The following is a 14,763-nucleotide window of genomic DNA, read 5'->3' as shown; positions in this document are numbered from 1 at the left end:
GGCGCGTGGGCAGATAGATTATGCGCCTGGCGCGGTCGCTAATCTGTAGAGATGACTGCCGCGACGCATACTTCACCCGCAGCCGGCGAGGCCGGGGACATTCGGGAGGCGGTGCACGGCGCCGCCCGCCGCGCGCGTGTCGCGTCCCGTGTCCTGGCGCTGCTGACCACCGCGCAGAAGGACGCTGCGCTGCATGCGGCCGCGGATGCCGTCCTGGCCGCCACCGACGCCGTCCTGGCCGCGAACGCCGAGGACATCGAGTCGGCCCGCGCGGCCGGCACCGAGGAGTCGCTCCTCGACCGGCTGCGGCTCACCGCCGATCGGGTCGCGGGCATCGCGTCGGGGCTGCGTCAGGTCGCGGGCCTGCAGGATCCGGTGGGCGAGATCGTCCGCGGTTCGACGCTTCCCAACGGGCTCGAGATCCGTCAGGTCCGCGTCCCGCTCGGCGTCGTCGGCATGGTCTACGAGGCCCGCCCCAACGTCACGGTCGACGCGTTCGGGCTCGCGCTCAAGTCCGGCAACGCGGCACTGCTGCGCGGGTCGTCGTCGGCCGCCAACTCCAACGCCGCACTCGTGAAGGTGCTGCGCGCGTCGCTCGCCGCACAGGGACTGCCCGAGGACGCGGTCCAGTTGCTGCCGAGCGCGGACCGTTCGAGCGTCACCCACCTGATCCAGGCGCGCGGGCTCGTCGACGTCGTCATCCCGCGCGGTGGTGCGGGGCTGATCAACGCGGTGGTGCGCGACGCGACCGTGCCCACCATCGAGACCGGTGTCGGCAACTGCCACGTCTACGTGCATTCCGCGGCCGACCTGGAGATGGCCGAGAGGATCGTCGTCAATGCGAAGACCCGACGCCCCAGCGTGTGCAACACCGCCGAGACGCTGCTGATCGATGCCGCGATCGCCGACACCGCGGTGCCGCAGCTCCTGCAGGCCCTGCAGATGCAGAGCGTCACCGTGCACGGCGATCTGCCGGGACTGGTCCCGGCCACCGAGGACGACTGGTCCGAGGAGTACCTGACGCTCGACATCGCGCTCAAGGTCGTCGACGGGCTCGACGCCGCCGTCGAGCACATCGACCGGTACGGCACCGGCCACACCGAGGCCATCGTGACGTCTGATTTGTCCGCGGCGCGCGAGTTCACCGCCCGTGTCGACGCCGCCGCGGTTATGGTCAACGCCTCGACCGCGTTCACCGACGGTGAACAGTTCGGGTTCGGTGCGGAGATCGGGATCTCCACGCAGAAACTGCACGCCCGCGGCCCGATGGGGCTGGGCGAGCTCACCTCGACCAAGTGGACTGTCTGGGGAGACGGTCATACCCGACCGGCCTGACGGCCCGAAAGGAGCGAGTGTGGACCGCGCCCTGCCGACCGCACCGCCGCTGTTCGCGAGTGTCGACGACGTCGTCGCGCGGCTCGCCGAGACCGGCTACCTGTCCGACAAGGCCACCGCCACCGCGGTGTTCCTCGCCGACCGGCTGGGCAAGCCGCTCCTGATCGAGGGTCCGGCCGGTGTCGGCAAGACCGAGCTGGCGCGTGCCGTGGCTCAGACGACCGCCGCGGAGCTGGTGCGCCTGCAGTGCTACGAGGGCGTCGACGAGTCCCGCGCGCTGTACGAGTGGAACCACGCCAAGCAGATCCTGCGCATCCAGACCGGGGCGAGCGGAGCGACGGGGGATGGGCGCGGTAGCGATCACAGCTGGGACGCGACGAAGCAGGACGTGTTCTCGGAGGAGTTCCTGCTGTCGCGTCCGCTGCTGACTGCGATCCGCCGCGAGGATCCCACGGTGCTGCTGATCGACGAGGTGGACAAGGCCGACGTCGAGATCGAGGGCCTGCTGCTCGAGGTACTCAGCGACTTCGCGGTCACCATTCCCGAACTCGGGACGATCACCGCGACACGCAAGCCGTTCGCGGTGCTCACCTCCAACGCGACGCGGGAGCTGTCGGAGGCGCTCAAGCGGCGTTGCCTGTTCCTTCACCTGGAGTTCCCCGACGCCGAGCTCGAGCGCCGCATCCTCGCGAGCCGCGTCCCGGAGCTGCCGGAGGCGATCGCCGAGCAGCTCGTGCGCACCGTGAACGTGCTGCGCGGCATGCAGCTCAAGAAGGTGCCGTCGGTGTCCGAGACCATCGACTGGGGTCGCACGCTGCTCGCGCTCGGCCTGGACACCCTCGACGACGACGCGGTCCGCGCCACGATGGGGGTCGTGCTCAAACATCGGGCCGATCAACAGCGCGCCGCCGCCGAGCTGCGCCTCAACTGAGGGGATCGAGCAGATGGTCGCCTCGCCAGCACGCCGACCCACAGGTCCGCCGGCGCCGCACGGCATCCCGGGTCATCTCGTCGACTTCGTCGAGGCACTGCGCCGGCGCGGCATCGCCGTCGGTCCGTCCGAGACCGTCGACGCCGGCCAGGTGATGTCGGTTCTCGATCTGCTCGACCGCGAGGCGCTGCGCGAGGGGCTCGCCTGCTCGCTGTTGCGCCGGCCCACGCACAGGGCCACGTTCGACGCGCTGTTCGACCTGTGGTTCCCGGTCGGCGTGGGGATGCGCGACGACAGCGGCCTCGACCGGTCGCTGCCGCGGTCTCCCGACGGTGAGATCGACCTCGACGCGCTGCGGGAACTGCTGGCCGAACTCCTGTCCGACGACTCACCCGAGGCCCTCGAACAGCTCGAGGTGCTGGTCGCGCAGATGGTCGACGAACTCGGCCGGTACGAATCGTCGAACGGGCCGTCGTTCTCGGCGTACCAGGCGCTGCGCAACGTCGCCCCCGACAGGCTGATCGAGAAGATCCTCTCCGGGCTGCTGGGCAATCAGCAGAACGGTGAACGTCCCGGCGGGGACTACGCGTCGGAAGTGGCCAAGCGCGCCGCGGTGCAGCGAATCGTGGACTTCCGCAAGATGGTCGAGGCGGAGACCCGACGACGGTCCGCGGAACAGATAGGCAAGGAGCGGGTCGCGAGCTACGGCGTGCCCAAGCTCGCCGAGGAGGTCGACTTCCTGCGCGCATCGGACTCGGAGCTGACGGCGCTGCGACGCAGTGTCACTCCACTGGCACGGCTGCTGGCGAGCCGGCTGGCGGTACGCCGCAGCCGGGCCCGCGCGGGTGCGATCGACCTGCGCCGCACACTGCGCAAGTCGATGTCGACCGGCGGCGTCCCGATCGACCTGGTGCAGCGCAAGCCGCGCCCGGCCCGGCCCGAACTGGTACTGCTGTGCGACGTCTCGGGCTCGGTGGCCGGGTTCTCCCACTTCACGTTGCTGTTGGTCCACGCGCTGCGCGAGCAGTTCTCGCGGGTGCGGGTGTTCGCGTTCATCGACACCACCGACGAGGTCACCCGGTTCTTCGACACCGGCTCCGACCTGGGTGTCGCGATGTCGAGGATGGTCCGGGAGGCCGACCTCATCACGTACGACGGCCACTCCGACTACGGGCACGCGCTCGGGGTGTTCGCGGAGCGGTACGCGCACTCCATCACCGGTCGCAGCTCGCTGCTGGTCCTGGGTGACGGGCGCAACAACTACCGAGATGCAGGTCTCCCCGCGCTCGAACACCTCGTCTCGGTTGCCAAGCACGCGCACTGGCTCAACCCGGAACCGCGTGGTCAGTGGGGTACGGGCGACTCGGCGGCGCTGGTCTACAACGAGGTGATCGACATGCACGAGTGCCGATCCGCGCAGCAACTGGCCGCGGTGGTCGCGGGATTGCTGCCTGTGTGAATTCGTGAGCTGCGTCAACCCGTAAGCTGGATCATCGTGCAGCAGCCGACAGCGATCACCCGACGGCGCCGCCTGGGCGTGATGGGTGGCACCTTCGATCCGATCCACCACGGGCACCTCGTGGCGGCCAGTGAGGTCGCGGATCGATTCGCGCTCGACGAGGTGATCTTCGTCCCGACCGGTCAGCCGTGGCAGAAGGACGATCGCGAGGTCAGCCCCGCCGAGGACCGCTACCTGATGACGGTGATCGCCACGGCGTCGAATCCGCAGTTCTCGGTCAGCCGCGTCGACGTGGACCGGGCCAAGGTCACCTACACGGTGGACACGCTGCGGGACCTGCGGACGCAGCACCCCGACGCCGAACTGTTCTTCATCACGGGCGCCGACGCGCTCGAGAGCATCCTGTCGTGGCAGGACTGGGAGGAACTGTTCGCGCTCGCCAAGTTCGTCGGCGTGTCGCGGCCCGGCTACGAGCTGCACACCGAGCACCTCTCGTCGCACCTCGAGCGGTTGCCGCGCGACGCGGTGACCCTGATCGAGATCCCGGCCCTGGCGATCTCGTCGACGGAGTGCCGACTGCGGGCCAGCGAACACCGTCCCGTCTGGTACCTCGTGCCGGACGGCGTGGTCCAGTACATCAGCAAGCGCAACCTGTACCAGCCGAGCGGTGCGGTACGCCTGGACGGCGCGGTCACGATGTCCGAGCCGGTGCCGGCGCGACAGTTGTCCGGCGAGGCACCCGTAGACCCTTCACAATCTTCAGTACAAGCAGAACCGGGAGAACACTGAGTGAGCGCATCGAACGACGCCATCGAAATGGCACGCATCGCGGCACTGGCGGCCGACGAGAAGTTGGCCTCGGACGTGGTGGTGCTCGACGTCTCGGAGCAGTTGGTGATCACGGACTGTTTCGTCATCGCCTCTGCCCCCAACGAGCGTCAGGTCAACGCGATCGTCGAGAACGTCGAGGACAAGCTGCGCGAGGCCGGGCACAAGCCCGTGCGCCGCGAGGGCACCCGTGAGGGTCGCTGGGCGCTGCTCGACTACGTCGACATCGTCATCCACGTCCAGCACACCGACGAGCGCAACTTCTACGCGCTGGACCGGCTGTGGAAGGACTGCCCGGAGATCCCGGTCGATGGCGTCGAGCCCCGGCAGCTGTCGATCGAGGCCGACCCGGCGGACGACGCCGGGGAGCCGGAGCAGTGACCTCGGCCGCGGCCGGGCCCGCGGTCAGACGTCTGATCCTGCTGCGGCACGGGCAGACGGAATACAACGCGTCGGACCGGATGCAGGGACAGCTCGACACCGACCTGTCCGATCTGGGCCGCGCGCAGGCGAAGACGGCGGCGCAGGCGCTCGCCGACAAACGTCCGTTCGCGATCGTGTCGTCGGATCTGCGTCGTGCGCACGACACCGCGCTCGCGCTCGGTGACCACATCGGGTTGCCGGTGGAGACCGATGCCCGGCTCCGGGAGACCCATCTCGGGGACTGGCAGGGGCTGACGCACACCGACGTCGATGTCATCTCGCCCGGGGCGCGCGCCCGGTGGCGCACCGACGCCGAATGGGCACCGCCCGCCGGTGAGAGCCGGATCGACGTTGCCGCCCGCAGTCTGCCCGTCGTGCTCGAACAGCTCGAACGATACGAATCCTGGGGTTCGGACCCCTTGGTGCTGGTCGCGCACGGCGGCCTCATCGCCGCGCTGACGGCGCGACTGCTCGACCTGCCGGTGGATCGGTGGCCGGTGCTCGGAGGACTCGGAAACACCAGCTGGGTGCAGCTCAGCGGACACGGGGAGGGGACAGATCCGGTATGGCGATTGGATGTGTGGAACGCGTCGGCGAGCGTGGCCAGTGACGTCCTCTGACGGCCCCGCCGCCGCGACGTCCTCTGACGGCCCCGCCGCCGACACGTCCGGGCAGCCGGTGCTGCTGGTCGTAGCGGACTCGTTGGCCTACTACGGCCCCAAGGGCGGGCTGCCGGCCGACCATCCGCGGATCTGGCCGAGTCTGGTCGCGAAGGAACTGGGCTGGCGGGTGGAACTCGTCGCGCGCATCGGCTGGACCAGCCGCGACGCGTGGTGGGCGATCACCCAGGACCCGCGGGTGTGGGCCGCGGTGCCGCAGGCAGGTGCCGTCGTCTTCGCGGTCGGCGGTATGGATTCGCTGCCGTCGCCGCTGCCGACCGCGCTGCGCGAACAGTTGCGCTACATCCGGCCGCCGGCGCTGCGACGGGTGGTCCGCTCGGGCTACCAGTGGTTACAGCCGCGGCTGTCGAAGCTGGGCCGTCCGGTGGCGTTGCCGCCCAAGCTGTCGGTCGAGTACCTCGAGAGTTGCCGCGATGCGCTGGCGGCGATCCGCCCGGACCTGCCGGTCATCGGCACCTACCCGTCCGTGCACCGCTGCGACGCATACGGCCGGGTGCACACCGGACGTGCGCCTGCGGTCCGTGCCCTCGAGGCGTGGTCGTCGGACAAGGGTGTGCCGATGGTCGACCTCGCGGCCGCGGTACGGGAGAACGTCTTCTCGGATCGTGCGAATCCCGACGGAATCCACTGGGGCTGGGACGCGCACGAGGAGGTGGCGGCGGCGATGATCGACGCGATCAAGAACGTCCGTCGCTCGACCACGTCCGCCGAGATCGAAATAGGGTAGTGGCGTGCCTGTCGTCGTAGTCACCGACTCCTCCGCCTGCCTGTCGCCCGAACTGGTGGACCGGTACGGCATTCGGGTCGTGCCCCTGCACCTGCTCAGCGGTGGCAAGGATCTGCGTGACGGCATCGACGACGTCCCGGACGACCTGTCGGGCGTCACCACCTCCGGTGCCTCGCCGGGAGAACTCGGCGATGCGTATGCGGCGGCGTTGGCCGACAGCGGCGGTGACGGGGTGGTCGCCGTCCACATCTCGCGGCAGCTGTCGGGCACGTGGGAGGCGGGCCGACAGGCCGCACACCGGCTGGGGGAGATGGTCCGCATCGTCGACTCGGAGTCGACGGGGATGGGCCTGGGCTACCCGGCCCTGGCCGCGGCCCGCGTCGCGCGCGCCGGCGGCAACCTCAAGGCGGTGTATCAGAAGGCCGTCGAGGTCGCGGCGCGCGGACGGACATCGATCGTCGTCGACCGCCTGGACCACCTGCGGCGCGGTGGCCGGATCGGAACCGCCGCGGCACTGCTCGGCACCGCGTTGGCGATGAAGCCGGTCCTGCACCTGGTGGACGGCAAGCTGGTACTGCGCGAGAAGACCCGGACCTCGACGAAAGCGCTCGCGAAACTGGTCGATGCGGCCGTGGAGCAGGCGGGCGCGGAGCGTTCGGCGATCGCGGTGCATCACTCTCAGGCGCCCGAGCGCGCCGAGGAGATCGCCGCGCAGCTGAGGGAGCGGATCCCGGACGTCAGCGAGGTGATCGTCACGGAGATCGGGGCCGTGCTCGGCGCGCATGTCGGACCGGGCGCGATCGGGGTCGTCGTGTGTCCCGGGGGTGCGGGCGCGGCGTTGCCGGAACCCGATTCCGGCTCGTCATCCACAGCCGATCACTGATCCACAGATTTTCTTTCCGGCGGCTGCTCCGGGGTTCCGCCGCCGCGGCGCGGCCCTACGGTCGGCGTCATGGGTACCGATCAGGATCGTGCGCGGGTGCGGCGACGGCTCGCCTCGGCTTCCGTGTTGCCGCCGTCGGCTCGTGCCGGGTCGACCGACGCCGACCACGACGACGACTCCGATGACGCTGTGGGCGAAGACCACCCGCGTGCCTGGGCGCCGGAGTGGCTGGCCGAGGCCGCCGAGTCGGACGGGTTCTCCGCCCCGGACCCGGAACGCCCGTCCGCCCGGCGGCCCGGCGCGCGGCTGAACCCGGGTCGTCGTGGTGCCGCGGCGCTCGTCGTGGTGGCGCTCGTGGCAGCTGGGATCGCCGCGGTGACGGTGTGGCGGGACAAGCCCACCGCGCAGGCGGTTCCGCCGCTCCCGGCGGTGGAGGTCCGGGAGGCAGAGACCGGAGTCCCCGGGAGTGTCGCCCCGGACTCGGCCTCGCCCGCACCACCGGAACCGGCGGCGCAGGTGGTGGTGAGTGTCGTCGGCCTCGTCAACCAGGCGGGCCTGGTGCTGCTGCCACCGGGGTCGAGGATCGCCGACGCGCTCGCGGCGGCCGGCGGCCCACGGCCGGGCGCGGATGTGCTGGGGCTCAACATGGCCGAGCGGGTCGACGACGGTGACCAGATCCTCGTCGGGGTGGCCCCGGCCGAGGGCGAGCCGGTCACGGTCGGCAGCGCCCGCGTGAGTTCGGGGACGACCGCATCGGCGTCCGCACCAGGCGCGACCGCGAAGGCCGTCGGCAAGGTCGACCTGAACACCGCCGGGGAGGCGGAGTTGGATGCGTTGCCGGGGGTGGGCCCGGTGACTGCCGCCGCGATCGTGGCGTGGCGGCGAACCAACGGCAAGTTCACCGACGTCGCGCAACTGGGGGAGGTGGACGGCATCGGCCCGGCGCGGCTGGCGAAGCTGCGCGATCTGGTTGTGCTGTGACCGATCCGGAGCCTCTGCTCGATCTCAGGCTGGTTCCGGCCGCGTTCGTGAGTTGGGGTGTCACGCTCCTCGGCCTGCACGCCGGGTGGCGCGGCGCGGCGGTCGCGGCGGTGGTCCTCACATTCGTGGGGGCCGTGCTGACCGTTCCGCTTCTCGTGCGCCGTCCGACCGGTGCCGACGACGGCGGATCGCGCTGGACGACGGTCGGCGCCGGTCTGGTGGCGGCCGCACTGATCGGTTCCGGGTTCGCGGCGGCGATCGCGGTACGCGCCCATGCCGTGGACGTCCATCCCCTCGTGGCCCGCGCCGAGGCCGGTGGTTCCGCCACGCTGTCCGTGGTCGTCGACGACGACCCGAAGCCACTGCGGAGCGCAGGATTCGGGGGCGGGCGCCAGCTGATGATCCGGGCGTCGCTGCGTGCGGTCACCGACGGGAGAACGGAGGTACGCGCGGGCGGCGCGGTTCTGGTGTTCGCGGAGGGAGCCGAATGGGCGACTCTGCTTCCCGGACAGCGGATCACGCTGCGGGGCCGTCTCGACACGCCGCAGCGCAGCGACCTCACCGTCGCCGTGGTGCGGGCCACCGGACTGCCCTCGAGTGTCGACCCGCCGCCCGCGATCCAACGCTGGGCGGGGGCGATCCGGGATCGGCTGGCGTCGGCGACCACCGCCGCGCTCCCGGCCGATCAGGCCGGGCTGCTGCCCGGACTCGTCGTCGGCGACGTCTCCGCGCTGCCGCAGGAGGTGAAGGACGAGTTCACCGCGGCCGGCCTCTCGCACCTCACGGCCGTGTCCGGCGCGAACATCTCGATCGTGCTCGGTGCCGTCCTGTTGGTGGTGCGGGGGATCGGAGTCGGCCCTCGCACCGGGGCGCTGCTGGCCGGTGTGGCGTTGGCCGCGTTCGTCGTGGTCGCCCGGCCCTCACCGAGTGTGCTGCGCGCCGCGGCGATGGGCTGTATCGCGCTGTTGGCGTTGACGACCGGACGGCGGAAGCAGGCGATCCCCGCCCTCGCGGGCTCGGTCATCGTGCTGCTCGCGGTGTTCCCGGCGCTCGCCGTCGACTTCGGGTTCGCGCTGTCGGTGGCCGCGACCGCCGGACTGGTGCTGGTCTCCCCGGTGCTTGTGGACCGACTCCGGGCGCGGGAATGGCCGCGCTGGCTCGCCGAGACGTTCTCGGTCGCGGTGGCGGCGTTCGTCGTGACCGCGCCGCTCGTGGCCGCTATGTCGGGCACGGTGAGTGTGGTGTCGATCGTCGCGAACGTCCTCGTCGCGCCGGTGGTCGCACCGATCACGATCGTCGGGGCGGTGACGGCGATCCTGGCGTCCGTGTGGATGCCGGCGGCCACCCTCGTCGTCCGGATCGCGGGCCCGCCGCTGTGGTGGCTACTCGAGGTCGCGGACCGGGCAGCCGCGGTTCCGGGCGGGACTGTGGTCGTGGCCGGCGGGACCACCGGTGCGGTGATCGTCTCGGCCGGTGTGGTGCTGGTGGGGCTGGCGCTGCGGTACCGGGGCTCGCGCCGCATACTGCTGGCACTGTGCGTCGGTGTCGCCGCGGTTTGGGTGCCGACGCGGCTGCACTCGCCGGGATGGCCGGCGGCCCGGTGGCAGTTCGTCGCGTGCGATGTCGGTCAGGGAGACGGACTGGTGTTGGCGGCGGGTGACGGTCGGGCCGTCGTCGTCGATGCTGGACCGGATCCGCGCGCGATGGACCAGTGTCTGCGCAGGCTCGGTGTCGACGAGATCGCGCTCGTGATCATCACCCATCTGCACGCCGACCACTACGGCGGACTCGACGGTGTCCTCGGCGACCGGGCGGTGGGCGCGGTCGCGATCGGTCCGGCAGACGTGCCCGGCGGGGGATTCCGCTTCGTCTCCGCCGCCGCCTCACGGTCGGGCGTCGAACTGGTGCGACTCGAGCCGGGGCGCGAACTGGCGGTGGGGGATCTGCGTCTGACGGTGGTGGGGCCGCTGGTTCCGACGCCCCGGGACCCCGCGGCCGCCGACGACGCCGCGAACGACGGCTCGCTGGTGATCAGGGCCCGGACCCCCGTCGGGAGCATCCTGCTGACCGGTGACGTGGAGGAGTCCGGTCAGCAGGCCCTGCTGCGATCGGGGGTGCCATTGCAAGCGGACGTCCTGAAGCTGCCGCACCACGGATCCCGCACCACCGCACCGGAATTCCTTGCCGCGGTCCGGCCTCGGGTGGTGGTCGTCAGTGTGGGCGCGGACAACCCGTTCGGCCATCCGAATCCTGGGATCGTCGCGAAGGTCGCAGCGCTCGGCGCGGTGACGATGCGGACCGACCGTGACGGCGACGTCGCGGTGGTCCGGTCCGGGTCCGGGGCACTTGCGGTGGTGGGGCGCTCTCATGGCACCATCGTCCGGTGAGCACCTCTATGCGGCCCGAATCGCTCCACCTCGTTCTCGGCGACGAGGAGCTGTTGGTCGAGCGGGCGGTCGCCTCCGTCGTCGCCGCCGTCCGTACGGCGGCCGGGTCGGCCGCGGGGGACGTCCCGGTGTCGCGGCTGCGCGCCGGGGACGCCAGTGCGCCCGAGTTGGCGGAACTGCTCAGCCCCTCCCTGTTCGCGGAGGATCGGGTGATCGTGCTCGAGGCGGCGGCCGAGGCCGGCAAGGACGCGGTGGCTCTCGTCCAGGACGCCGCTGCGGACCTCCCCGAAGGCGTGGTGCTGATCGTGCTCCACTCCGGCGCCGGCCGGGCGAAGGCCATGGCCGGTGTGCTCCAGAAGTCGGGTGCCACCGTGCACCAGTGCGCCAAGCTCAAGCCCGGGGAACGGGTGGACTTCGTGCGCGGCGAGTTCCGCGCCGCGGGTGTCCGCGTGTCGCCCGAGGTGCTCGAGGTGGTCGTCGAGTCCGTGGGATCGGACCTGCGTGAGCTGGCCGCCGCGTGTTCGCAGCTGGTGGCCGATACCGGCGGCAAGATCGACGCCGTCGCGGTCCAGCGGTACTACTCCGGCAAGGCCGAGGTGTCCGGGTTCGATGTCGCCGACAAAGCGGTGGCCGGTGATCGGGGTGGCGCGATGGAGGCCCTGCGGTGGGCGATGCATCGCGGTGTCCCGCACGTTCTGCTCGCCGACGCCCTCGCCGACGCCGTGCACACCATCGCGCGGGTCGGCTCCGCCGGGCGGGGCGATCCGTTCCGGATGGCGTCGGAGCTGGGAATGCCGCCGTGGAAGATCAAGAAGGCGCAGGGCCAGGCGCGGGGATGGGACCCGGCATCGATCGGCGAGGCGCTACAGGTGGTCGCCAAGCTCAATGCCGACGTGAAAGGTCAGGCCGCCGACGCCGACTACGCGGTCGAGTGGGCGGTGCAGCGGGTCGTCGCACTCCACGGCGGCCGCTGACCGACAGTCACTGGGCGGGACCGGCGTCACACCCAGTCGGGTCCGCGTCATGTTCTGCCTCGTCCGCGCACGGAAAAGAGCCCCCGATCGATGATCGGGGGCTCTTCTCTACAGAGCTTGCGACGGCGGAACCGTCAGAAACTTGTCAGAGAGAGTTGGCGACCTGCGCAAGCGCCGACTTCTTGTTGGCTGCCTGGTTGGCGTGGATGACGCCCTTGCTGGCTGCCTTGTCGAGCTTGCGGCTGGTGGCGACGAGGAGCTCGTTGGCCTTGTCCTTGTCACCGGCTGCCGCGGCCTCGCGGAAGGAACGGATCGCCGTGCGCAGCGAGGACTTGACCGACTGGTTGCGGAGTCGGTTGCGCTCGTTGGTACGGATCCGCTTCACCTGGGACTTGATGTTGGCCACGCGTAAAATCCTGTCGTCTTTGCTGGTTACTGTCGAAAAGCTCTGGGCGCATGGATGCGCCGACCGACGACATTACCAGCACCGGTCGGGCGATCTCAAACCGGCGGTCGTCCGGCTCGCGGTTTCCGCGCGCTCGATGGCGCCGGCAGCGGCCGTGGTGATCGACGGAACCGCCGGTCCCGCATACCGATTCGGACTCGACGCCCTTCAATCACCGGAAACAGACCTTCTTGTACGTAAAGTCCCGTTCGCACTGGTAATCAGCGGGTTCGAGAGGTGGGTGTATGTCAACAGCACAGGAAATTGCGGAAAAGGAACCGATTTCGGACCTGAAGAAGTATCTCGCCGAAGGTATCGGCACGTTCGTCCTGGTCTTCGCCGCGATCGGCACTGCAGTTTTCTCGGGTAGCTCGGTCGGTCAGCTCGGAATCGCGCTCGCGTTCGGTCTGACATTGATGTTCCTGGTCTACTCGATCGGCCCGATCTCGGGCTGCCACGTCAACCCCGCGGTGACGCTGGGTCACTTCATCCTCGGGCGGCTGTCCGCGGTGAAGGCCGGTCTGTACGTCCTCTCGCAGGTGATCGGTGGCCTGGTCGCGGGTCTGGCGGTCTTCGCGATCGCGCAGAGCCTTCCCAGCTACGACCGGAGTGTGAACGGCCTCGCGGCGAACGGCTGGGGTGCGCACAGCCCGTCCGCCGAGAGCGGGCCGCTGGGTCGGCTCGTCGAATCCGGGTACGGCATCGGCGCCGCGATGACGGTGGAGATCCTTCTCACCGCGCTGCTCGTGTTCGTGGTCCTGGCCTCGACCGACCAGCTCTCGGATCTGCCGCTCGCCGGCGTGTCCATCGGCTTCACCCTCGCGGTGATCCACCTCATCTCGATCCCGATCGACAACACGTCCGTCAACCCGGCCCGCAGCCTCGCGGTCGCTCCGTTCCAGGACGGCGCGATGGGCCAGGTGTGGTTGTTCATCGTCTTCCCGCTGATCGGTGGCGCGCTCGGTGCGGTGATCTACCGCGCCCTGTTCGGGCGCTACGACCGGCTCAACGACTGACCTCGGTCACATGAAGGAAGGGTTCGCCGCACCCGGTGCAGCGAACCCTTCCTTTTGTTTGTTCGGGAGATCAGCTCCAGCTGTACTCCGACCGCAGGCGTGCGGCGACGGTCTCGAAGCGGGGCCGGTCGAGGATGGCCCCCTCGCGCCGGATGCCCTCTTCCGGGACGTCGAGGACGCGATCGAGGCGGACCCAGCTGGGGCGGTGCTCCGAATCCCACGTGCCGGCGCCCAGGGCCGACCAGTTGCGATCGTCGTCCCGCTCGCTGTTCGACGACAGCATCAGCCCCAACAGCGTGTGACCGTCGCGCCCGACGACGAGGACGGGGCGATCCTTGCCGCGACTGGGGTCGTCCTCGTAGGCCACCCACGTCCACACGATCTCACCGGGGTCGGCCCGGCCGTCGAGATCCGGCGAGTACTCGACCCGCCGTGCCCGCTGCGCAGTCGGCGCCGTGACCGCGGAAACCGGCCGGCCGGGGAGCAGGGCCGGTGCCGAGTCCGTGGGCTTCTTCCCGGCCAACGCACCGGACTCCTGCAACTTCCCGAGCAGTCTCGGGCCCTCGCGAAGCGCGATGTCGCCGAGTCGCCGACCGATCTCTGCCCATCTCGAAGCCATGGCACAAACCTAGCGGCGTCTGCGGCACAACGGTCGTCGGGCATAATCCGTGCGCACGGATCGGCGGACGGCGTCGGCCCGAACTCTTCGGGGGGACATTCGGTGGGGGCAGCATTCGGCACGGCGGCCTGGCTGACGGCGGCGGTTCTCGCGGTCTCCCTGGCCGGTGGGGGCGCCGCGCACGCGGGCACGCCGGGGCCGGTGTCGTCACCGGCCCACGGCGAGGGCCTCGTGTTCGTCGCGCTCGGCGACTCACGCGCGTCCGGGCCGAGGCTGCATCCGTCCTACCCGGACGACTGCTCGCGGTCGTACGTCAACTATGCGGGCAAGATCGCCGCGGCGCTCGAGGTGGCCGAGTTCACCGACGTGTCCTGCAGCGCCGCCCGGGTCGAGAACATCATCGAGACCCCACAGATCATTCCTGCCCGTTGGCCGGTGCAGCTCGATTCGGTGCGCCCCGATACCGACCTCATCACCTTGTCGGTGGGTGGCAACGATTCGAACAACCTGCCGCTCGGAGTCTTGTGTGTGGCGCCGGTGCCGGGCGTCGATCGCGGCTGCCGCGACGATCCGCTCACCCAGTACGTCGCCCGCTCGGGTATCGAGCGGGCGGCCGACGGCCTGGACCGGGTGCTCGTGGCCCTGACCGAGCGTGCGCCGCAGGCGCGGATCTACCTGATCGGGCAGGGCGGCACCATCGGCCCCCGCGGATGCTGGCCCAACGTGCCCTTCTCGGACGCCGACGCCTCCTGGTACGCGAGCTACTTCAGCGACTACAACGGGGCGTTCGCGGAAGTGGCCGCCCGGCACGGGGCCCGTGTCGTCGACATCGCGACCCCGGCGCTCGCCGGCGGGCACGACGCGTGCGCCGCCCCCGAGGACCGCTGGTTCGAGGGCATGTTCTCGGAATCGGACGCGCAGCGGCTGCACTTCACCCACGCCGGGATGTCCGCGGTGGCCGAGCGGGTGGTCTCGGACATCGTCGCGGACCCGATCGGCGCCCGATAGCGTCGGCCCCGTCGGACCCTGGATGTGTATGCAGACCCGGGTCCAAGGGATGATGGAGGAGCGCGGG

At 70.5% G+C, this 14,763-nt stretch carries 15 protein-coding genes; 13 read left to right on the top strand and 2 right to left on the bottom strand.

The genetic code is table 11. The features are described from left to right. Positions 1-51 precede the first annotated feature (51 nt). The 11 genes from AC1RIF_RS14700 to holA all read left to right on the top strand — a co-directional run bounded on the left by AC1RIF_RS14700 (position 52) and on the right by holA (position 11,608). The gene (locus tag AC1RIF_RS14700; RefSeq protein ID WP_492602100.1) at positions 52-1,335 is read left to right on the top strand and encodes a glutamate-5-semialdehyde dehydrogenase; all 1,284 of its coding nucleotides are present in this window, start codon (positions 52-54) and stop codon (positions 1,333-1,335) included. A gap of 19 nt (positions 1,336-1,354) precedes the next feature. After that, entirely contained in the window at positions 1,355-2,266 is a 912-nt protein-coding gene (locus AC1RIF_RS14695; RefSeq protein WP_492602099.1) for an AAA family ATPase, read from the top strand. 13 nt (positions 2,267-2,279) lie between these two features. Further along, entirely contained in the window at positions 2,280-3,725 is a 1,446-nt protein-coding gene (locus tag AC1RIF_RS14690; RefSeq protein ID WP_492602098.1) for a vWA domain-containing protein, read from the top strand. Between the two features lie 81 nt (positions 3,726-3,806). Then, entirely contained in the window at positions 3,807-4,514 is a 708-nt protein-coding gene (gene nadD, locus AC1RIF_RS14685) for a nicotinate-nucleotide adenylyltransferase (RefSeq protein WP_492602364.1), read from the top strand. After that, positions 4,515-4,934, top strand: coding sequence for a ribosome silencing factor (gene rsfS, locus AC1RIF_RS14680; protein WP_492602097.1), 420 nt, complete (start codon positions 4,515-4,517; stop codon positions 4,932-4,934). After that, on the top strand, positions 4,931-5,596 hold the full coding sequence (locus AC1RIF_RS14675; RefSeq protein ID WP_492602096.1) for a histidine phosphatase family protein: 666 nt from the start codon (positions 4,931-4,933) through the stop codon (positions 5,594-5,596). Before rsfS ends, AC1RIF_RS14675 begins: the two co-directional genes overlap by 4 nt. Before the next feature lie 58 nt (positions 5,597-5,654). After that, entirely contained in the window at positions 5,655-6,383 is a 729-nt protein-coding gene (gene octT, locus AC1RIF_RS14670) for a diglucosylglycerate octanoyltransferase (RefSeq protein ID WP_492602363.1), read from the top strand. A gap of 4 nt (positions 6,384-6,387) precedes the next feature. Next, complete coding sequence (locus tag AC1RIF_RS14665; protein ID WP_492602095.1) at positions 6,388-7,266, top strand: DegV family protein; 879 nt, start codon at positions 6,388-6,390, stop codon at positions 7,264-7,266. Between the two features lie 69 nt (positions 7,267-7,335). Next, positions 7,336-8,247, top strand: a complete 912-nt coding sequence (locus tag AC1RIF_RS14660; RefSeq protein ID WP_492602094.1) for a ComEA family DNA-binding protein — start codon at positions 7,336-7,338, stop codon at positions 8,245-8,247. Continuing rightward, positions 8,244-10,634 carry a DNA internalization-related competence protein ComEC/Rec2 gene (locus AC1RIF_RS14655; RefSeq protein WP_492602093.1) on the top strand — a complete coding sequence of 797 codons (2,391 nt, stop codon included), beginning with the start codon at positions 8,244-8,246 and terminating at the stop codon, positions 10,632-10,634. The genes AC1RIF_RS14660 and AC1RIF_RS14655 overlap by 4 nt, the downstream gene beginning before the upstream one ends. 8 nt (positions 10,635-10,642) lie before the next feature. Beyond that, positions 10,643-11,608, top strand: a complete 966-nt coding sequence (gene holA, locus AC1RIF_RS14650) for a DNA polymerase III subunit delta (RefSeq protein WP_492602362.1) — start codon at positions 10,643-10,645, stop codon at positions 11,606-11,608. 145 nt (positions 11,609-11,753) lie between these two features. Here holA and rpsT read toward each other — a convergent pair whose 3' ends face one another. Beyond that, positions 11,754-12,014 carry a 30S ribosomal protein S20 gene (gene rpsT, locus AC1RIF_RS14645; RefSeq protein ID WP_114719065.1) on the bottom strand — a complete coding sequence of 87 codons (261 nt, stop codon included), beginning with the start codon at positions 12,012-12,014 and terminating at the stop codon, positions 11,754-11,756. Between the two features lie 284 nt (positions 12,015-12,298). On the opposite strand from rpsT, the gene AC1RIF_RS14640 reads away from it, so the two are divergent. Further along, on the top strand, positions 12,299-13,069 hold the full coding sequence (locus AC1RIF_RS14640; RefSeq protein ID WP_492602092.1) for an aquaporin: 771 nt from the start codon (positions 12,299-12,301) through the stop codon (positions 13,067-13,069). A 70-nt stretch (positions 13,070-13,139) separates the two neighbouring features. On the opposite strand, the gene AC1RIF_RS14635 is transcribed toward AC1RIF_RS14640, so the two are convergent. Beyond that, positions 13,140-13,688, bottom strand: coding sequence for a type II toxin-antitoxin system PemK/MazF family toxin (locus AC1RIF_RS14635; RefSeq protein ID WP_492602091.1), 549 nt, complete (start codon positions 13,686-13,688; stop codon positions 13,140-13,142). A 102-nt stretch (positions 13,689-13,790) separates the two neighbouring features. Between AC1RIF_RS14635 and AC1RIF_RS14630 the strand changes: the two genes are divergently transcribed. Then, the gene (locus AC1RIF_RS14630; RefSeq protein WP_492602090.1) at positions 13,791-14,696 is read left to right on the top strand and encodes an SGNH/GDSL hydrolase family protein; all 906 of its coding nucleotides are present in this window, start codon (positions 13,791-13,793) and stop codon (positions 14,694-14,696) included. Positions 14,697-14,763 lie beyond the last annotated feature (67 nt).

It is taken from the genome of Prescottella sp. GW823-FHT02E09 (assembly GCF_058797375.1).
The sequence above is the reverse complement of the archived record's forward strand: the minus strand, read 5'-3'. Positions and strand labels throughout refer to the sequence as shown.

Excerpts from the sequence above, each read along its gene's own strand:
- AC1RIF_RS14700 (WP_492602100.1), top strand. The coding sequence starts at position 52 with ATGACTGCCGCGACGCATACTTCACCCGCAGCCGGCGAGGCCGGGGAC.
- AC1RIF_RS14690 (WP_492602098.1), top strand. The coding sequence starts at position 2,280 with ATGGTCGCCTCGCCAGCACGCCGACCCACAGGTCCGCCGGCGCCGCAC.
- nadD (WP_492602364.1), top strand. The coding sequence starts at position 3,807 with ATGGGTGGCACCTTCGATCCGATCCACCACGGGCACCTCGTGGCGGCC.
- AC1RIF_RS14660 (WP_492602094.1), top strand. The coding sequence starts at position 7,336 with ATGGGTACCGATCAGGATCGTGCGCGGGTGCGGCGACGGCTCGCCTCG.
- holA (WP_492602362.1), top strand. The coding sequence starts at position 10,643 with ATGCGGCCCGAATCGCTCCACCTCGTTCTCGGCGACGAGGAGCTGTTG.
- AC1RIF_RS14640 (WP_492602092.1), top strand. The coding sequence starts at position 12,299 with ATGTCAACAGCACAGGAAATTGCGGAAAAGGAACCGATTTCGGACCTG.
- AC1RIF_RS14635 (WP_492602091.1), bottom strand. The coding sequence starts at position 13,688 with ATGGCTTCGAGATGGGCAGAGATCGGTCGGCGACTCGGCGACATCGCG.